We start from the raw sequence: 17,276 nt of genomic DNA, 5'->3' as shown, positions 1-17,276 counted from the left end.
ACCGGCGCATCACCGGCGGCAGCAGGTGCCCCGCCCGACGGGCGGGGCACCTGCCGGTCAGCCGGAGATGCGCTCCAGCAGCAGCTCGCGGACGCGGCCGGCGTCGGCCTGGCCGCGGGTCGCCTTCATGACCGCGCCGATGATCGCGCCGACCGGGCCGAGGTTGCCGGACCGGATCTTCTCCGCGATGTCCGGCTGGGCGGCCAGCGCGGCGTCGATGGCCTCGAGCAGGGGGCCGTCGTCCGACACGACCTCCAGCCCGCGCGCGACGAGCACCGTCTCGGGGTCACCCTCGCCCGCCAGCACGCCCTCGAGCACCTGGCGGGCCAGCTTGTCGTTGATCCGGCCGTCGTCGACCAGCTTCTGCAGCTGGCCGATCTGGGTCGGCGTCACGGGCAGCTCGGCCAGCTCGACCTCCTGCTGCTTGGCGGTGCGGGCCAGCTCGCCCATCCACCACTTGCGCGCGGCGGCCGGGCTGGCCCCCGCGGCGATCGTCGTCTCGATGAGCTCGACGGCGCCCGCGTTGACGACGTCGCGCATCTCGGCGTCGGCGTACTCCCACTCGGTCTGCAGCCGCCGCCGTCGTGCGGCGGGCAGCTCGGGCAGGCTCGCGCGGATCTCCTCGACCCACGCGCGGTCGGGGGCGATCGGGACCAGGTCGGGCTCCGGGAAGTACCGGTAGTCCTCGGCGTCCGACTTCACGCGGCCCGACGCGGTGGTCCCGGTGTCCTCGTGCCAGTGGCGCGTCTCCTGGATGATCGCGATGCCGTCGTCGAGGACGCCCGCCTGGCGACTGACCTCGTAGCGGACCGCCCGCTCGACCGACCGGAACGAGTTGACGTTCTTGGTCTCGGTGCGGGTGCCCAGGGGTGAGCCGGGCGTCGGCCGGATCGAGACGTTGACGTCCGCGCGCACGTTGCCGCGCTCCATGCGGGCCTCGGAGACCTCCAGCGCACGGAACAGGTCCCGCAGCGTCTGCACGTACGCGCGGGCCACCTCGGGTGCCCGGGCGCCGGCGCCGGTGATCGGCTTGGTGACGATCTCCACCAGCGGGATGCCCGCACGGTTGTAGTCGACCAGCGAGTACTCCGCGCCGTGGATCCGGCCGCCGGAGCCGCCGACGTGCGTGTTCTTGCCGGCGTCCTCCTCCATGTGCGCGCGCTCGATCTCGACGCGGAAGATGCTGCCGTCGTCGAGCTCGACGTCGAGGTAGCCCTCGTACGCGATGGGCTCGTCGTACTGCGACGTCTGGAAGTTCTTGGGCACGTCCGGGTAGAAGTAGTTCTTCCGGGCGAACCGGCAGGTCTCGGCGATCGAGCAGTTCAACGCCAGGCCGATGCGGATCGCGTACTCGACGGCCTTGCCGTTGACCACCGGCAGGGATCCCGGCAGCCCGAGCGAGACCGGCGTGACCGACGTGTTCGGCTCCTCGCCGAACCCGGCGGGCGCGCCGTCGAACATCTTGGTCGCGGTGCCCAGCTCGACGTGCACCTCGATGCCGATGACCGTGTCGTAGCGCGCGACCGCGTCGTCGTAGTCCACCAGCGTGCTCATCGGGCCACCTTCAGCTCGGGAGCCCGAGACAGCAGCGGACCCTCCCACGACTGCTCCAGCATCATCTCCAGCGCCGCACCCACCCGGTACAGCCGGTCGTCGGCCTTGGCCGGGGCCAGCACCTGGAACCCGACCGGCAGGCCGTCGTCGGACAGCCCGCTGGGCAGCGACAGGCCCGGCACGCCCGCCAGGTTGGCCGGGATGGTCGCGACGTCGTTCAGGTACATCGCGAGCGGGTCGTCGAGCTTCTCGCCCAGCTTGAACGCCGTGGTCGGCGCCGTCGGGGAGACCAGCACGTCCGCCGCCTCGAACGCCGACGCGAAGTCGCGCTGGATGAGCGTGCGGACCTTCTGCGCCGAGCCGTAGTAGGCGTCGTAGTACCCGGCCGACAGGGCGTAGGTGCCCAGGATGATCCGGCGCTTGACCTCGTCGCCGAAGCCCTGCCCGCGCGTGGCGGACATGACGCGCTCGGCGGTCGGGTTGTCCTCGGGCACGACGCGCAGGCCGAACCGCATGCCGTCGAACTTGGCCAGGTTGCTGGACGCCTCCGCCGGCAGGATCAGGTAGTACGCCGCGAGCGCGTACGTGAAGTGCGGGCAGGAGACCTCGACGATGTCCGCGCCGGCGCTCCGCAGCAGCTCGAGCGACTCCTCGAACCGCGCGAGCACCCCGGGCTGGTAGCCCTCGCCCTGCAGCTCGCGGATCACGCCGACGCGCACGCCCTTCAGGTTGCCCGACACGCCCTCGCGGGCGGCGGCGACGAGCGCGGGGAGCGGCTCGTCGATGGACGTCGAGTCGCGCGGGTCGTGGCCGCCGATGAGCTCGTGCAGGAGGGCCGAGTCCAGGACCGTGCGCGTGACCGGTCCGGCCTGGTCCAGCGAGGACGCCAGCGCGATGAGCCCGTACCGGGACACGCCGCCGTACGTCGGCTTGACGCCGACCGTGCCGGTGACGGCGGCCGGCTGCCGGATGGATCCGCCCGTGTCCGTGCCGATCGCCAGCGGCGCCTCGTACGCGGCGACGGCCGCGGCGGACCCGCCGCCGGAGCCGCCCGGGATCCGGTCGAGGTCCCACGGGTTGTGCGTGTTGCCGTACGCGGAGTGCTCGGTGGACGACCCCATGGCGAACTCGTCCATGTTGGTCTTGCCCAGGATGGGCAGGCCGGCTGCCTTGAGCTTCTCGACGAGCGTCGCGTCGTAGGGCGGGATCCAGCCCTGCAGGATCTTCGAGCCCGCCGTGGTCTCCAGGCCCTTGGTGACGACGACGTCCTTGACGGCGATGGGCACCCCGGCGAGGGCGTGCAGCTCCTCCCCGGAGGTGCGGCGCGCGTCGACGTCGGCCGCCACGGCGAGCGCGGCGTCCCCGCTCACCTGGAGGAACGCGTGCACGGCGTGCTCCACGTCGGCGATCCGGTCGAGGTGCGCCTGCGTGACCTCGACGCTGGACACCTCCCGGGCGGCGAGCTTGTCGGCCAGCACGGCGGCGGACATGCGCGTCAGGTCGGCGCCGGCCCCGCTCATGCGTCCTCCCCCAGGATCTGCGGCACCGCGAACTTGCCGTCGATGTGCTCCGGCGCGGACGCCAGCACCAGGTCGCGGTCGACCGGCTCCACGGGCACGTCGGGGCGGAACACGTTGGTCAGCGGCAGGGGGTGGCTGGTGGCCGGCACGTCGGGCGTGGCAATCTCGCTCACGCGGGCGACCGACTCGACGATGACGTCGAGCTCGCCCGCGAGGCGGTCGAGCTCCGCCGGCGTGAGGTCGATCCGTGCCAGGCCCGCCACGCGCGCGACCTCGTCGCGAGAGAGGGTGGACATGCGTCGGAGTCTAGACGTTGGGGCCCGGCACCCCACGCGGGCAGCACGCGGGCAGCCCAGCACTTCCCGGTGTGTGCTCCCGCGTTCCGCCGCATCCGGTAAGTACGCTTTGCCGCTATCGGTGGTGCCGGCCGCCCCTGCCCCCGGGGCGATCCACCGCGTGCTCCGACCGTGCTCCGAGATGCTCCCCGAACGCGAACCGCGCCACGCGCCCCCCGACGACGCCCTGCGAGGACTGCAATGCCGCCGAAGATCAAGACCGCCCTGTTCTGGATCATCGCGATCTTCCTGGTGTACGCCATCGTCACGAGCCCGGACCGTGCCGCCGACCTGGTCAAGGCCCTCTGGGACCTGATCGTCAACGCGTTCTCGAGCTTCGCCACGTTCTTCCGCAACCTCACGGAGTGACGATGGAGACCGTCGAGCAGACTCTCGCGGGGCAGCGGACCCTGCGGAAGTACGTGCTGCCCGGCGAGCGCGTGGTCCTGACGCGTCGGTCCCACTGGGGCAAGCTCCTGGAGCCCAGCCTCTCCACCTTCGTCGCGTTCGTCGTCGTGGCGTGGCTCGTCGAGGTGGCGGCCACGGCCGTCGGTGAGCGCTCCGAGTGGCTGTGGTGGCTGTGGGTCGCCGTGCTCGCGCGGCTGGTGTGGCGGGTCCTCGACTGGCGCAACGAGTGGTTCGTCGCCACCGACAAGCGGATGCTGCTGCTCTACGGCCTCATCACCAAGAAGGTCTCGATGATGCCGCTGGTGAAGGTCACCGACATGCGGTACTCACGGTCCATCACCGGCCGCCTGCTCGGCTACGGCGAGTTCCTCATGGAGTCCGCCGGGCAGGACCAGGCGCTCGGGCGCATCTCGTGGGTGGCCAACCCCGACTCCACCTACCGCGAGCTGTGCGCGATCATCTTCACCCCGACCCAGGCAGCATCCCAGAGCCGGCCGCCGTCCGTCACCGTGCGCCGGCCGGTGCCCGTCCCGGCGGAAGGTCGCGTCGCGTGGCCGCCGGTGCACGGACCAGGTCCCGACGACACCCAGCCGATCAGCATCCCGCCGCGCCGCGGCGCGGGCGACGACGGACCCGGGTGGGCGGTGTCGGAGGACCGCGGCACGTTCGTCCACCTGCAGGAGCCCGACCCTCGCCAGGACGACTGACCGGTCGAGCGGTCAGACCCGGTCGACGGCGGCGCTGACCAGCGCCAGCAGCGCCTGGGCGTACGCGTCCGCCGCCTCTTCGGCGGTGAACACCCGCTCCGGCTGACCCGACAGCTCGACGAGCACCTGGTACCGGCCGTCGGTCGACCGCGCCAGGCTCCGGAACGTCCGGCCGAGCAGCTCGCGCAGCTGGTCCTCGCGCGGCAGCCACAGGGCGTCCTCCTGCGCGACCGAGTCGAGCGCCCACTCCGTGGTCCCGTTGAACCCGAGCACCGTGCCCGTCGGGTACTCGTGCGGCTCGACGACCATGTCCGAGATGGTGAACACCTGGTCGGCGAGCGTCCGCACCGCGAACCGGTCGCCCGGCGACGGACGCCACCGCAGGCCGGCGGAGTGGAGCTGCTCGGCACGGGAGACGCTGATCATCTGGTCAGTATCCGGCGCCGCCCCGGTCAGCGCGTGCTGAACGCCGCGTCGAACGCCGCGGTCGGCGGGTCGAACGCGTTGCGCTTCACGAACTCCAGCGCCTCGGGCGCCCCGAGCAGCCGGTCCATCCCCGCGTCCTCCCACTCGACCGAGATGGGGCCGTCGTACCCGATGGAGTTGAGCGCCCGGAACGACGCCTCCCACGGCACGTCGCCACGGCCGGTGGACACGAAGTCCCACCCGCGGCGCAGGTCCGCCCACGCGAGGTGCGAGCCGAGCCGGCCGTTGCGGCCGTTGCCGAGGCGCAGCTTCACGTCCTTGCAGTCGACGTGGTAGATCCGGTCCGCGAACTCGAGGATGAAGTCGACCGGGTCCAGCTGCTGCCAGATGAAGTGGCTGGGGTCCCAGTTCAGGCCGAACGCCTCGCGGTGCCCGATGGCCTCGAGCGTGCGCACGGTCGTCCAGTAGTCGTACGCGATCTCGCTCGGGTGCACCTCGTGCGCGAACCGCACGCCGACCTCGTCGAACACGTCGAGGATCGGGTTCCAGCGGTCGGCGAAGTCCTGGTAGCCCGCGTCGACGGCCTCCTGGGAGACCGGCGGGAACATCGCGACGTACTTCCAGATGCTCGACCCCGTGAAGCCCACGACGGTCTTCACGCCGAGCTTCGCCGCGATCCGCGCCGTGTGCTTCATCTCCTCGGCAGCCCGCTCCCGGACGCCCTCGGGGTCGCCGTCGCCCCACACGCGGTCGGACAGGATGTCGCGGTGCCGCTGGTCGATCGGGTCGTCGCAGACGGCCTGACCCTTGAGGTGGTTGGAGATCGCGTAGACCTTGAGGCCGTACTCCTCCAGCAGCGCCAGCTTGCCGGCGACGTACTCGTCGTCGTCCCAGCGCCACGGGTCCAGGTGGTCGCCCCAGCAGGCGATCTCCAGCCCGTCGTAACCCCAGCCGGCCGCCAGTCGCGCGACGTCCTCGAACGGGAGGTCGGCCCACTGGCCGGTGAACAGCGTGATCGGTCGGGCCATCGTCAGCTCTCCTTCTGTACAAGGGTCCACGTGCTGTCGTTCGCGGCCGACTGCTCGACCGCGGCCAGCACACGCTGGACGACGAGGCCGTCGGCGAAGCTGGGCTCCGGCTGACGGTGCTCGGCGATCGCGGTGATCAGGTCCACCGCCTGGTGGGTGAAGGCGTGCTCGTACCCGAGGCCGTGGCCCGCGGGCCACCAGTTGGCCACGTAGGCGTGCTCGGGCTCGGTGACGACGATCCGGCGGAACCCGGCCTCGGGCGCGGGCTGCGTGGCGTCGAAGTAGTGCAGGACGTTCATGTCCTCGAAGTCGAACGCGAGCGACCCGTGCGACCCGTTGATCTCCAGGCGGATCGCGTTCTTGCGGCCCCACGCGAACCGGGTGGCCTCGAACGTCGCCAGCCCGCCGCCGGACATCCGGCCGAGGAAGATCGCGGCGTCGTCCACTGTCACGGGACCGGTCTCGGTGCCCGACGACGTGCCGTGCAGCCCGCCGAACGAGTCGGCGACAGGGCGCTCCTTGACGAACGTCTCCAGGACGGCCGAGACCCCCGTGACGGACTCGCCGGTGACGAACTGGGCGAGGTCGACGACGTGCGCGCCGATGTCCCCGAGCGCCCCGGAGCCGGCCTTCTGCTTGTCCAGCCGCCACGACAGCGGCGCCTGCGGGTCGGCGATCCAGTCCTGCAGGTACTGCGCGCGCACGTGCCGGACGGTGCCGATCCGACCGTCCGCGACGAGCGTGCGGGCGAGCTGGACGGCAGGGACGCGCCGGTAGGTGAACCCGACCATCGCGGTCCCGGTGCTGGCCTGCGCCGCACGGACCATGGCCTCGGCCTCCTGGACCGAGTTGGCGAGCGGCTTCTCGCACAGGACGTGCTTGCCGGCCTCGAGCGCCGCGATGGCGATCTCGGCGTGCGTGTCGCCCGGCGTGCAGATGTCGACCAGGTCGACGTCGTCGCGGGAGACCAGGGCCTTCCAGTCGGTCTCGGCGCTGGACCAGCCCAGCTTCGACGCCGCGGCGTTCACCGCCGCCTCGTCGCGACCTGCGACGACGGCCATGTCCGGCCGCATCGGGAGGTCGAAGAACCGGGGGGCGTTGCGCCAGGCCTGCGAGTGCGCGACGCCCATGAACGCGTACCCGACCATGCCGATGCCCAGGCGTGGGACTGCTTCTGTCACGGCTCCTCCTTCGCGGCCCGTGCCCCCGGGGCGGGTTCCCTGCGGAGGGGAACCCGCCCCGGGCGTGGTCAAAGGCTCAGGACTCGAAGGCCGTCGGCAGGTACTGGTCGACGTTCTCCTTGGTCACCACGGGTGCGTAGAGCTGGACCGTGCGCGGGACCTCGACCTCGACCAGGTCGCTCATCGACTTGCCCTGCACCAGCAGACGGGCCAGCTTGATGCCGTCGGCCGCCTGCGTGGACGGGTAGATGACGGTCGCCTTGAGGACGGAGTCGTCGGCCTTGATGGCCTCCATGACGTTCTTCGAGCCGGCGCCGCCGACCATGATGAACTCGTCGCGGCCCGCGTTCTCGATGGCCGCCATGACGCCGACGCCCTGGTCGTCGTCGTGGTTCCAGATGGCGTCGAGCTGCGGCGCCGCCTGCAGGAGGTTGGCCGCGGCGGACTCGCCGCCCTGGACGGTGAAGTCGGCCGCGACGCGGTTGCTCACCTCGAGGCCGCAGGCCGCGAGCGCGTCCTCGAAGCCCTGGCTGCGGTCCTGCGTCAGCGGCAGGGAGTCGATGCCGGCGATCTCCGCGACCTTGGCGTCGGCCTTGCCGCCCAGCTCGCCGCAGATGTAGGCGCCGGCGCTGACGCCCATGCCGTAGTTGTCGCCGAGCACCGTGGTGCGGGCGGCGTCCGGGTCCTCGAACTCGCGGTCGACGTTGATGACGACGATCCCGGCCTGCATCGCCTTGATGGCGACCTCGGTGAGCGCCGCGCCGTCGAACGGCAGCAGGACGATGGCGTCGACGCCGTCGTTGATGAACTGCTCGATCTGGCTGATCTGCAGGTTGACGTCGTTCGTGGCCTCGGCCTGGACCAGCTCGACGTCCTCGTACTTGCCGGCCTCGGCGACGGCCGACTTGGTGATGGAGCCCATCCAGCCGTGGTCGGCCGCGGGGGCGGAGAAGCCGATGACGACCTTGTCGCCGGGCTCGTCGTTGCCGGTCGCGGCAGCGGCGGGCGCCTGTGCCTCACCGGTGTCCTCGGCCTCGGGGGTGTTGGACGTGCAGCCGACGACGAGCGCCAGGGCGGCGGCCGTCCCGGCGGCGGCGAGCCACTTGCGACGCATGGCTGTGGACATGACGATCCTCCTTGATCGAGCGGGCGTGGTGCAGGGGGCGGAGCTGGGAACTGCCGGAGCAGGACGAGATCAGGTTCCGGCGCGGGAGCGCTCGGCGATGCGCTGCTGGAGCAGGACGGCGACGACGATGATCACGCCCATGGCGATGGCCTGCGCCGAGATGGACAGGTTGTTCTGCGTGAACACGTTGCGGAGCGTGGCGAAGATCAGGACACCGAGCACGGTGCCGACGATGGTGCCGCGGCCGCCGATGAGCAGGGTCCCGCCGACGACCACGGCGGCGATCGCGTCGAGCTCGTAGAGCTGGCCGTTGGTCGAGCTGCCGGCCGTCGTGCGGCCGAGCATCATCACGCCGCCGATACCGGCGGTCAGGCCGGCGAGGGCGTACAGGTACATCGTGTGGCGCTTGACCTTGATGCCCGCCAGGCGGGCGGCCTCGGGGTTGCCGCCGACCGCGATGGTGCGGCGGCCGAAGGTGGTGCGGTTCAGCAGGACCCAGCCCGCCACGGAGACCACGGCGAAGATCCACACGAGCATCGGCACGCCGATGGGCGACGAGCGGAAGAAGTCCAGGAAGCCGTCGACCTTGACCACCTGCGTCTGCCGGTTGGCGATGATCTCCGCGAGCCCACGGGCGGCCACGAGCATCGCCAGGGTGGCGATGAACGCGACCACCTTGCCGTAGGCGATGAGCACGCCGTTGATCAGGCCCGCCCCCAGGCCGACCCCGAGCGCACAGAGCACCATGATGATCCAGTGGAAGTCCTCCGCCATGGACTGCGTGGCCAGCGTGGAGGCCCACACCGACGACAGCCCGATGACCGAGCCGACCGACAGGTCGATGCCGCCACCCGTGATGACGAACGTCATCCCGATGCTCACGACACCGAAGATCGACGCGAGCCGCAGGATGGTGAGCAGGTTGTCGATGCTGGCGAACCGCTCCCCCGCCGTGATGACGCCGAAGATGCACAGCGCCAGCAGTGCGATGACCAGGCCGAGGTTGCGGCCGGTGGCTCCCTTGAGCAGCCCGCCGCGCTTCTTGTCCGCAGGCTTGGCCACCTGTTCGACCCGGGCCGACTCGTCGGCAGCCGGGACTGTCACGTCCTGCTCGCTCACGCGGCACTTCCTTCCATGACGAGGTCGAGCACACGGTGCTCGTCGATGTCGGACGCCGGTCCCTCGTGGACCACGCGACCTTCCGAGATGACCAGGACGCGGTCGGCGAGGCCGATCACCTCCGGGATGTCGCTCGAGATGACCACCACGGCTGCGCCCTGCGCGGCCAACGCGTTGATCAGTCCGTAGATCTCCGCGCGCGCGCCGACGTCGACGCCGCGCGTGGGCTCGTCGAGGAGCAGCACCCGGCAGCCGTGCACCAGCCAGCGGGCCAGCAGCACCTTCTGCTGGTTGCCGCCGGACAGCGTGCGGGCGCTGCGCTCGGGGTCCGTCGGCCGCACGTCGAGCGCCTCGATCTGCTCGCGCGCGACCCGGCGCTCGGCGTTCTCGTCGAGGAACGACGCGTTCGCGGTGCGCGCGAAGGTCGACAGCGTGATGTTGCGGTACACCGGCTCGTCGAGGATCAGGCCCTGGCTCTTGCGCTCCTCGGGGCTCAGTCCGATACCGGCGTTCACCGCGTCGCTGACGGAGCCGGCGCGCAGCCGGCGCCCCTCGATGTGGACGGTGCCGGCCGTCGCCTTGCGTGCCCCGAACACCGTCTCGAGGATCTCGGTGCGACCCGACCCGACCAGCCCGGCCAGGCCGACGACCTCGCCGGCGCGGACCTCGAACGAGACGTCGCTGAACGCCCCGCGCAGCGCGAGCCCGTCCACCTTCAGGATCGTGGCGGCGTCCGCTGCCACCGAGTCGCGCGGCGGGATGGCGTACTCGACGTTGCGCCCCGTCATGAGCTTGATGAGCTCGGCGGTGGGCGTCTCGGAGACGGGCAGGCCCGTCGCGACGGTGCGGCCGTCCTTCAGCACGGTGATCCGGTCACCGATCTGCCGGATCTCGTCGAGGCGGTGGGAGATGTAGACGACGGCCACCCCCGACGCGGTGAGCTCGCGGACCACGCGGAACAGGTTGGTGACCTCCTCCGCGTCGAGGACGGCCGACGGCTCGTCCATCACGATCACGCGGGCGTCGTGCGACAGGGCGCGCGCCATGCTGACGATCTGCTTGCCCGCGGCGGACAGCTGACCGACCTCGCGGTGCGGCGACAGGTCGCCGTGCCCGAGGCGCGTGAGCAGCGCGCGGGTGTTGGCGGTCGCGGCGCGACGCTGCGAGAAGCCGCCGGTGGCGAGCTCGTGGCCGAGGTAGATGTTCTCCGCGACGGACAGCCCGTCGACGACGTCCAACTCCTGGTACATCGTCGCGATGCCGAGCTTGAGGCCGGCCACCGGGTGCGTGATGGTGACGGGCCGGCCGTCCAGCAGGATCTCGCCCTCGGTCGGCTGGTGGGCGCCGGCGAGCACCTTGATGAGCGTGGACTTGCCGGCACCGTTCTGGCCCAGCAGGCAGTGGACCTCGCCCGCCCGGATCTCCAGGTCGACGCCGTCCAAGGCCCGGGCTCCCGGGAACTGCTTCACGATCCCGCGCATCTGCAAGAGCACCGGCGGGTCTTCTGTTCGGTCCGCATTGACCATGGGCAGGAACGTAGAACCACTTCTGTCGTCGGTCAAGCAAAAGTCGCTACTTGTGTGGCACAGTTACACGAACGTGACCTACAGAAGGCGGAATGGTTCACTGTGCGCATGGACGAGCTCCTGAAGTTCGCTCCTCGGCCGACGGGCGCCGGGGACATGTTCCAGCTCCTCCGTGACCGTCAGCCGCGGACCCGGTCGGACCTGGCCACGCTCACCGGGCAAGCGCGTTCCACGATCGCCGCGCGAGTGGACCTCCTGCTCGCGTCCGGCTTCGTCGCCCCCGCGGGAGAGGCCAGCTCCACGGGCGGCCGCCCGCCCGCCACGTTCGCCTTCAACCCGGCCGCGCGCGTCGTCCTCGCCGTCGACCTCGGCGCCACGCACTCCCGCCTCGCCCTGACGGACCTGGTGGGCACGGTCCTGGCCGAGCACCACGAGCCCATCGCGATCGCCGAGGGCCCCGGCCCGGTGCTGGACCGCGTCGTGGAGCTGGGCCTCGAGCTGCTCACCACCGCGGACCGCCCGCTGAGCGACCTGGTCAGCGTCGGGGTGGGCCTGCCCGGTCCCGTCGAGCACTCGACCGGACGCCCGATCAACCCGCCGATCATGCCGGGCTGGGACGACGCCGACGTGCCCGGCCTCCTCGCCCGCAAGCTGCGCGTCCCGGTGCTCGTCGACAACGACGTCAACGTGATGGCCCTGGGCGAGCACACCTCCGAGTGGCCCGAGGTCGACCACCTCCTGTTCGTCAAGGTGGCCACCGGCATCGGTGCCGGGATCATCTCCGACGGCCAGATCCGCCGCGGCGCCCAGGGCGCGGCAGGCGACCTCGGCCACATCGCCGTCCCGGGCGGCCTGGACCTGCCGTGCCGCTGCGGCAACACCGGCTGCCTCGAGGCGGTCGCCAGCGGACCCGCCATCGCGAACGCCCTCGCGGAGGCGGCGAGCAGCGCCGACGTCGTGGCGCTCGTCCGCGCGGGCGACCTCGACGCGGGCCGCGAGGTGCGGGCCGCCGGCCGGCACATCGGCGAGGTCCTCGCCGCGTGCGTCAGCATGCTCAACCCGTCCGTCATCGTCATCGGCGGCGTCGTGGCCGAGGCCGGGGAGCACCTGCTCGCCGGCATCCGTGAGGTCGTCTACCGCCGCTCCCTGCCGCTGGCCACCCAGCACCTGCGCATCGTCGCGTCCCGCACCAAGGGCCGCGCCGGCGTGCTCGGTGCGAGCGCGATGGCCTCCGAGCACGTCCTGTCCGCCGCCGCGATCGACGCCCTGATCAGCTAGAGGAGACCCGCCGTGGCCCCACAACGTCGTGCCCTCGTCGTCCGCGGCGGCTGGGACGGGCACGCGCCCGAGGAAGCCGCCGACCTGTTCGTGCCGTTCCTGCGCGAGCACGACTTCGACGTCGTCGTCGAGGGGTCGCTCGAGGCCTACGCGGACCCCGACCTCATGGCCGCGACCGACCTGGTGGTCCAGTGCTGGACCATGGGCGACATCCTGGCCGACGAGCTGCGCGGGCTGCGCACCGCCGTCGCCGCCGGGACCGGGTTCGCCGGCTGGCACGGCGGGATCGTCGACTCGTTCCGGATCGCCACCGACTACCTGCAGCTCGTCGGCGCGCAGTTCGCCGCTCACCCGGGCGGGGCCCTGGTCGAGCACACCATCGCCATCACGGGCGACCATCCGATCGTCGAGGGCCTGCACGACTTCACGCTGCGCTCCGAGCAGTACTGGCTGCTCACGGACCAGCTCAACGACGTGCTGGCGACCACCACCATCACCCCCGGTCCCGACGACCCGTGGCACGAGCCCGTCACGTCACCCGCCGTCTGGACCCGCCGCTGGGGCGCCGGTCGCGTGTTCGTGTGCGCACCCGGCCACCTGCTGGCCGACCTCGAGGTGCCGTCGGTCCGGACGATCATCGAGCGCGGCCTGCTGTGGGCCAGCCGCTGACCCGTCCGGTCCGTGAGAAGGCGACCGGCAGGCCCGACCGGTCCGGGTAGGTTCGTCCCGCCAACGCAGGGGAGCTCGGGACAGCCGGGCTGAGAGGACGAGCCGCGACACCACCGGTGTCAGCGCACGTCGACCCGAGAACCTGAACTGGGTAATGCCAGCGGAGGGATGCGCCACCGAGCGCGGCGTGGGCGGCCTCCCGGTCGTCGCCGGGGCTCCGTCGTCGTCGTCCCCGGACGGGTGGACCTGTGCTGCGTGCGCCCGGTCCGACCACCCGGAGGAACACCCGTGCTCGCACAGATCCAGGTCTCTCCCCGCCCGAGCGGCACCGACGACGACCGGTACGCCTACGTCGACGCCGCCATCGCGGTCATCCAGCAGTCCGGCCTCGTGTACGAGGTGGGCGCCATGGGCACCACCATCCAGGGCACGCCCGACCAGATCTGGCCGCTGCTGCGTGCCGTCCACGAGGCCACCGTCCTGGCGGGCGCGTCGGCCGTGTCCAGCGTGATCAAGGTCGGGCAGGGCAAGGACGACGCCGGGCCCACCATCGCCGACCTCGTGGGCAAGTTCCGGGCCTGACGCCGTGCGCCGCTGGCGTCGGGTCCTCGCGCCGGCCGCGGCGGGGCTCGTGCTGCTCGTCGGCTGGGAGGTCGGCGTGCACCTGGCCGACCTCCCCGCCTTCGTGCTCCCGCCACCGTCCCAGGTGGCCCGCACGGCGGTCGAGGTCGCACCGCTGATCGTCGACGACGTGCTCACGACGCTGACCGAGGCCGGCCTCGGCCTGCTCGTCGGAGCGGTCGTGGGACTGCTGCTCGCCGTGCTCATCGCGGCGTTCCCGTGGGTCTCGGACACCGTGTACCCGCTGGTCACCCTCACGCAGACCGTCCCGACCGTCGTGCTCGCCCCGCTGCTCATCCTGTGGGCCGGCTTCGGTCTGCTGCCCAAGGTGCTGCTCGTCGCGCTCACCGCGTTCTTCCCGGTGCTCGTCGCCGCCGTGACCGCGATGGCCGCCGTCGACGCGGAGCACGCCGAGATGGTCGCCGGGCTGGGCGGCACCCGCCGGCACCAGTTCTGGCTCGTCCAGCTCCCGGCGTCGGTGCCGGGCGCCCTCGGTGGCCTGCGCGTGGCCGCCACCTACGCGATCGGCGCGGCCGTCGTGGCCGAGTACCTCGCCGGTCAGAGCGGACTGGGCGTGTTCGTCCAGCGCTCCCGCAAGGGCTACGAGGTGGACCAGATCCTCGTCGCCGTCGTCCTCGTGGCCGTGCTCACCGGCCTGCTGTTCCTGCTCGTCGACGGCCTCGCGCGGCTCGCCACGCCGTGGCAGCGGTCGTCCCACCCCTCACGTCCTGGAAGGACCCCCGCATGAGAACCCGCCTCGTCGCTGCCGCCGCCGCCCTCTGCCTCATGACCGCCTGCTCGACCGCCGCCGCCGACGGCCCGTCGTCGGGCCCCGCGCTACGACCCGTGTCCGTGATCCTCGACTGGACGCCGAACACCAACCACTCCGGCCTGTACCTCGCGCAGTCGCGCGGCTACTTCGCCGACGCCGGCATCGACCTCACGATCGTCGAGCCCGGCGACACCTCCGGCCTGCAGCTGCTCGCCGCGGGCAAGGCCGACTTCGCCTTCTCCGTCGCCGAAGGGCTGGTCCCCGCCCGTGAGCAGGGGGCCGAGGTGGTCTCGGTGGCCACCGTCATCCAGCACAACACGTCCAGCCTCATCTCCCTGACCGAGTCCGGCATCACCCGCCCCCGCGATCTGGCCGGTCACACGTACGGCTCCTACGGGTCCGAGCTGGAGGAGGCGCTCATCCGCACGCTCGTCGAGTGCGACGGAGGCGACCCGGACGCCGTCGAGCTGGCCCCCCTGTCGAGCGACGACTTCCGCATCGGTCTGCTGGAGCACCAGTTCGACGCCGCCTGGGTGTTCGACGCGTGGGACACCATCCGGCTCGGGCAGATCGACGGCCTCGACGTGTCGACGATCCCGTTCATCGACCACACCGACTGCATCCCCGACTGGTACACGCCTCTCGTCGCGACGTCCCAGCAGCACCTGGACGAGGACCCGGAGCTGGTCCGGGACTTCCTCGCCGCCCTCACGCACGGCTACGAGGACGCGATCGCCGAGCCGCAGGCCGCCGCCGACGCGATCCACGAGGCGGCGCCCGAGATCGACCCGGAGCTGCTCACGCTCAGCGCGCAGTGGCTCGCGACCCGCTACACCGACGACCCGGAGCACTGGGGCGTCCAGCAGGCGACGGTCTGGGACGACTTCGTCGGGTTCCTGCAGGAGAACGACCTCGCCGACCCCGGGTTCGACACCGACGCCGCGTGGACCGATGACTTCCTCCCTGTCGACTGAGGCGCCGCCGACCTCGGGCCCGGCGCTCGAGGTCGCCGGGCTGACCGTGACGTTCCCCGGCACCGGTCGCCGGGCGGTGGGCGAGGTCGTCGCTCTCCAGGACGTCGACCTGCGGGTGCGCGTCGGCGAGTTCGTCGCGGTCGTCGGGCCCTCGGGCTGCGGCAAGTCGACGTTGCTGCGCGTCCTGGCCGGCCTCACCCCCACCGGGGGGTCCGTGTCCGGCCGGGCGGTCGTCGGCGCGGCGACGGCGTGGATGCCCCAGCGGGACGGGCTGCTGCCCTGGCGGCGGGCGCTGCCCAACGCCCTGGTGGGAGCCCGGATCGCGGGGCTCGACCGAGCCGTCGCCGACGCCCGCGCTCGGGCGCTGTTCGACGAGTTCGGCCTGGCGGGGTTCGAGCGGGCCTGGCCGCACGAGCTGTCCGGTGGCATGCGCCAGCGCCTGGCCCTGCTGCGTACCTGCCTGCCCGGCCGGCCGGTGCTGCTCCTCGACGAGCCGTTCGGCGCCCTCGACGCGATCACCCGACGCCGCATGAACGCCTGGCTGGCGGGCCTGGACCTCGCTGGGCACGGGCGCGCGGTCGTGCTCGTGACGCACGACGTCGACGAGGCGCTCCTGCTGGCGGACCGCGTGGTCGTGCTCTCGGACCGGCCGGGCCGGGTGGTGCTCGACCTGCCGGTGCCGCGGGACGCGACGGACGGCGCGCGCCGCACGCTCCTCACGGCGCTCGACCCGCGGGGAGGTGCGTGACGCCGGAGGTCGCGCGGTGAGCGCCCAGGGACGTGGCAGCGACGAGGCCGAGGGCCGCCACGATCGCCGCCACGACCAGGGCGCTGCCGGTGCCCTCGACCGTCGACAGCACGGCGACGCCGAGGGCTCCCCCGACGGCGAACGACGTGTCGGCGATCCCTGCCGCCAGACCTGAGTCGTCGGGCGCGGCCCCGGAGACGGCGGCGATCTGGGCGCTCACGAAGGCGGCACCCAGCCCTGCGCCGAACACGACGAGACCGACGGCGGGGAGCGTCGTGAGCGCGACGCTGCCCGCCGCGAGCAGCGCCGTCCCGGCCACCGCCACCGCCCGCACGCCGACCCGGGTGACGACCGCCTGCCCGACGACGGACCCGACCACCGAGGCACCCGTCATGGCGGCCGTCGTCAGCCCGAAGTGCACCGGGGACCGGCTGCCGGCCGCCTGCGCGTCGAGGGCCAGCACCAGCAGGACCCCGTCGACGCACGTCCCGGCCACCAGGAGCAGGAGGTTGCCGGTGACGAGCCGTCGGGACCGGACGACGCGCCACGGGACGAGCGGCGCGACCGCGCGCCGCTCGACCAGGACGAAGGTGCCCAGGAGCAGCGCGGAGCCCGCGAGCGCCGGCCACGACGCCTCGGTGATGCCGAGCACGAGGAGCACGAGCGCTCCGGTGACGGCGAGCGCACCGCTCGCGTCGAAGGCCCGCGGCCGGTCCGCGTCGCGGCTCTCGGCGAGCAGCCGAGCCGACGCCACCAGCAGCAGGACGCCGACCGGCAGGTTCGCCAGGAAGATCCACTTCCACCCCCACAGCTGCGTGATCGGACCGCCCAGCAGCAGCCCGGCCGTCCCCCCGACCCCGCCGATGCCGCCCCAGACGCCGAGCGCCCGGTTGCGCTCCAGGCCCGGCTCGAACGTCACCAGCACGAGCGAGAGGGCAGTCGGCGCCATGACGGCCGCACCCATCCCTTGCAGCACCCGCGCACCGACGAGCACGGCGGGCTCGGACGCCGACCCGCAGAGCACCGACGCACCCGTGAAGACCGCGATCCCGACCAGGAACACCCGCCGGCGCCCGAGCAGGTCGGCGACGCGTCCGCCGAGCAGCAGCAGCCCGCCGAACGTCACGAGGTAGGCGCTGATCACCCACTGCACGCCACCGCCGGCGAAGGCGAGGTCGTCGGCGATCGACGGCAGCGCCACGTAGACGATCGTGCTGTCCAGCACGACGACGAAGAACGCCGTCCCGAGCACCGCCAGAGTCCATCGCTCGCGCATGTTGCACA

At 72.3% G+C, this 17,276-nt stretch carries 18 protein-coding genes; 8 read left to right on the top strand and 10 right to left on the bottom strand.

Translation table 11 applies throughout. The annotated features are described in order from the left end of the window. Positions 1-57: 57 nt before the first annotated feature. Genes gatB through gatC form a run of 3 tightly spaced genes read right to left on the bottom strand, consistent with a single transcriptional unit; the run spans position 58 to position 3,370 of the window. Entirely contained in the window at positions 58-1,554 is a 1,497-nt protein-coding gene (gatB, locus tag CXY01_RS16445) for an Asp-tRNA(Asn)/Glu-tRNA(Gln) amidotransferase subunit GatB (protein WP_146929334.1), read from the bottom strand. Further along, positions 1,551-3,074 carry an Asp-tRNA(Asn)/Glu-tRNA(Gln) amidotransferase subunit GatA gene (gene gatA, locus CXY01_RS16440; RefSeq protein WP_146929331.1) on the bottom strand — a complete coding sequence of 508 codons (1,524 nt, stop codon included), beginning with the start codon at positions 3,072-3,074 and terminating at the stop codon, positions 1,551-1,553. Before gatA ends, gatB begins: the two co-directional genes overlap by 4 nt. Next, positions 3,071-3,370 carry an Asp-tRNA(Asn)/Glu-tRNA(Gln) amidotransferase subunit GatC gene (gene gatC / locus CXY01_RS16435; RefSeq protein WP_146929328.1) on the bottom strand — a complete coding sequence of 100 codons (300 nt, stop codon included), beginning with the start codon at positions 3,368-3,370 and terminating at the stop codon, positions 3,071-3,073. Before gatC ends, gatA begins: the two co-directional genes overlap by 4 nt. Before the next feature lie 240 nt (positions 3,371-3,610). Between gatC and CXY01_RS20915 the strand changes: the two genes are divergently transcribed. Both CXY01_RS20915 and CXY01_RS16430 read left to right on the top strand, forming a co-directional pair. Continuing rightward, positions 3,611-3,778 (top strand): hypothetical protein, encoded by a 168-nt coding sequence (locus CXY01_RS20915; RefSeq protein WP_186813435.1) that lies wholly within the window; start codon positions 3,611-3,613, stop codon positions 3,776-3,778. A 2-nt stretch (positions 3,779-3,780) separates the two neighbouring features. Beyond that, positions 3,781-4,524, top strand: coding sequence for a PH domain-containing protein (locus tag CXY01_RS16430; RefSeq protein WP_146929325.1), 744 nt, complete (start codon positions 3,781-3,783; stop codon positions 4,522-4,524). A 12-nt stretch (positions 4,525-4,536) separates the two neighbouring features. Here CXY01_RS16430 and CXY01_RS16425 read toward each other — a convergent pair whose 3' ends face one another. From CXY01_RS16425 to CXY01_RS16400, 6 genes are all read right to left on the bottom strand, one after another. Next, entirely contained in the window at positions 4,537-4,950 is a 414-nt protein-coding gene (locus tag CXY01_RS16425; RefSeq protein ID WP_146929322.1) for a pilus assembly protein CpaE, read from the bottom strand. A gap of 26 nt (positions 4,951-4,976) precedes the next feature. Beyond that, on the bottom strand, positions 4,977-5,978 hold the full coding sequence (locus tag CXY01_RS16420; RefSeq protein WP_146929319.1) for a sugar phosphate isomerase/epimerase family protein: 1,002 nt from the start codon (positions 5,976-5,978) through the stop codon (positions 4,977-4,979). A gap of 2 nt (positions 5,979-5,980) precedes the next feature. Next, a complete protein-coding gene (locus tag CXY01_RS16415; protein WP_146929690.1) occupies positions 5,981-7,126 on the bottom strand; it encodes a Gfo/Idh/MocA family protein in 1,146 nt (381 codons plus the stop codon). A gap of 109 nt (positions 7,127-7,235) precedes the next feature. Continuing rightward, the gene (locus CXY01_RS16410; RefSeq protein ID WP_146929316.1) at positions 7,236-8,285 is read right to left on the bottom strand and encodes a substrate-binding domain-containing protein; all 1,050 of its coding nucleotides are present in this window, start codon (positions 8,283-8,285) and stop codon (positions 7,236-7,238) included. A gap of 69 nt (positions 8,286-8,354) precedes the next feature. After that, a complete protein-coding gene (locus tag CXY01_RS16405; RefSeq protein WP_146929313.1) occupies positions 8,355-9,404 on the bottom strand; it encodes an ABC transporter permease in 1,050 nt (349 codons plus the stop codon). Beyond that, a complete protein-coding gene (locus CXY01_RS16400; protein ID WP_146929310.1) occupies positions 9,401-10,930 on the bottom strand; it encodes a sugar ABC transporter ATP-binding protein in 1,530 nt (509 codons plus the stop codon). The genes CXY01_RS16405 and CXY01_RS16400 overlap by 4 nt, the downstream gene beginning before the upstream one ends. A gap of 108 nt (positions 10,931-11,038) precedes the next feature. On the opposite strand from CXY01_RS16400, the gene CXY01_RS16395 reads away from it, so the two are divergent. The 6 genes from CXY01_RS16395 (at position 11,039) to CXY01_RS16370 (ending at position 15,992) form a co-directional block, all read left to right on the top strand. Continuing rightward, positions 11,039-12,208: an ROK family protein gene (locus CXY01_RS16395; RefSeq protein WP_146929307.1), complete on the top strand. Its 1,170-nt coding sequence runs from the start codon at positions 11,039-11,041 to the stop codon at positions 12,206-12,208. 12 nt (positions 12,209-12,220) lie between these two features. Continuing rightward, positions 12,221-12,877 carry a ThuA domain-containing protein gene (locus CXY01_RS16390; protein WP_146929304.1) on the top strand — a complete coding sequence of 219 codons (657 nt, stop codon included), beginning with the start codon at positions 12,221-12,223 and terminating at the stop codon, positions 12,875-12,877. A gap of 288 nt (positions 12,878-13,165) precedes the next feature. Further along, the gene (locus CXY01_RS16385; protein WP_146846220.1) at positions 13,166-13,459 is read left to right on the top strand and encodes a thiamine-binding protein; all 294 of its coding nucleotides are present in this window, start codon (positions 13,166-13,168) and stop codon (positions 13,457-13,459) included. Positions 13,460-13,463: 4 nt separating this feature from the next. After that, the gene (locus CXY01_RS16380) at positions 13,464-14,246 is read left to right on the top strand and encodes an ABC transporter permease (RefSeq protein ID WP_146929298.1); all 783 of its coding nucleotides are present in this window, start codon (positions 13,464-13,466) and stop codon (positions 14,244-14,246) included. Beyond that, the gene (locus tag CXY01_RS16375; RefSeq protein WP_146929295.1) at positions 14,243-15,244 is read left to right on the top strand and encodes an ABC transporter substrate-binding protein; all 1,002 of its coding nucleotides are present in this window, start codon (positions 14,243-14,245) and stop codon (positions 15,242-15,244) included. Before CXY01_RS16380 ends, CXY01_RS16375 begins: the two co-directional genes overlap by 4 nt. Continuing rightward, positions 15,222-15,992 (top strand): ABC transporter ATP-binding protein, encoded by a 771-nt coding sequence (locus CXY01_RS16370; protein WP_146929292.1) that lies wholly within the window; start codon positions 15,222-15,224, stop codon positions 15,990-15,992. Before CXY01_RS16375 ends, CXY01_RS16370 begins: the two co-directional genes overlap by 23 nt. On the opposite strand, the gene CXY01_RS16365 is transcribed toward CXY01_RS16370, so the two are convergent. Then, positions 15,961-17,268, bottom strand: coding sequence for an MFS transporter (locus CXY01_RS16365; protein ID WP_146929289.1), 1,308 nt, complete (start codon positions 17,266-17,268; stop codon positions 15,961-15,963). The genes CXY01_RS16370 and CXY01_RS16365 overlap by 32 nt on opposite strands. Positions 17,269-17,276: the final 8 nt, after the last annotated feature.

Origin of the sequence: Cellulomonas xylanilytica, assembly GCF_007989805.1 — a bacterium.
Taxonomy (GTDB): domain Bacteria; phylum Actinomycetota; class Actinomycetes; order Actinomycetales; family Cellulomonadaceae; genus Cellulomonas; species Cellulomonas xylanilytica.
Note: the sequence above shows the minus strand (reverse complement) of the source record. Positions and strands in the feature narration are given on the sequence as shown.

What these genes read in the sequence shown, in the direction of transcription:
- CXY01_RS16375 (WP_146929295.1), top strand. Translation starts at nt 14,243, where the DNA reads ATGAGAACCCGCCTCGTCGCTGCCGCCGCCGCCCTCTGCCTCATGACC.
- gatC (WP_146929328.1), bottom strand. Translation starts at nt 3,370, where the DNA reads ATGTCCACCCTCTCTCGCGACGAGGTCGCGCGCGTGGCGGGCCTGGCA.
- CXY01_RS16420 (WP_146929319.1), bottom strand. Translation starts at nt 5,978, where the DNA reads ATGGCCCGACCGATCACGCTGTTCACCGGCCAGTGGGCCGACCTCCCG.
- CXY01_RS16425 (WP_146929322.1), bottom strand. Translation starts at nt 4,950, where the DNA reads ATGATCAGCGTCTCCCGTGCCGAGCAGCTCCACTCCGCCGGCCTGCGG.
- CXY01_RS16410 (WP_146929316.1), bottom strand. Translation starts at nt 8,285, where the DNA reads ATGTCCACAGCCATGCGTCGCAAGTGGCTCGCCGCCGCCGGGACGGCC.
- CXY01_RS16365 (WP_146929289.1), bottom strand. Translation starts at nt 17,268, where the DNA reads ATGCGCGAGCGATGGACTCTGGCGGTGCTCGGGACGGCGTTCTTCGTC.
- CXY01_RS16415 (WP_146929690.1), bottom strand. Translation starts at nt 7,126, where the DNA reads ATGGTCGGGTACGCGTTCATGGGCGTCGCGCACTCGCAGGCCTGGCGC.
- CXY01_RS16400 (WP_146929310.1), bottom strand. Translation starts at nt 10,930, where the DNA reads ATGGTCAATGCGGACCGAACAGAAGACCCGCCGGTGCTCTTGCAGATG.
- gatB (WP_146929334.1), bottom strand. Translation starts at nt 1,554, where the DNA reads ATGAGCACGCTGGTGGACTACGACGACGCGGTCGCGCGCTACGACACG.
- CXY01_RS16370 (WP_146929292.1), top strand. Translation starts at nt 15,222, where the DNA reads ATGACTTCCTCCCTGTCGACTGAGGCGCCGCCGACCTCGGGCCCGGCG.
- CXY01_RS16430 (WP_146929325.1), top strand. Translation starts at nt 3,781, where the DNA reads ATGGAGACCGTCGAGCAGACTCTCGCGGGGCAGCGGACCCTGCGGAAG.
- CXY01_RS16395 (WP_146929307.1), top strand. Translation starts at nt 11,039, where the DNA reads ATGGACGAGCTCCTGAAGTTCGCTCCTCGGCCGACGGGCGCCGGGGAC.
- gatA (WP_146929331.1), bottom strand. Translation starts at nt 3,074, where the DNA reads ATGAGCGGGGCCGGCGCCGACCTGACGCGCATGTCCGCCGCCGTGCTG.
- CXY01_RS20915 (WP_186813435.1), top strand. Translation starts at nt 3,611, where the DNA reads ATGCCGCCGAAGATCAAGACCGCCCTGTTCTGGATCATCGCGATCTTC.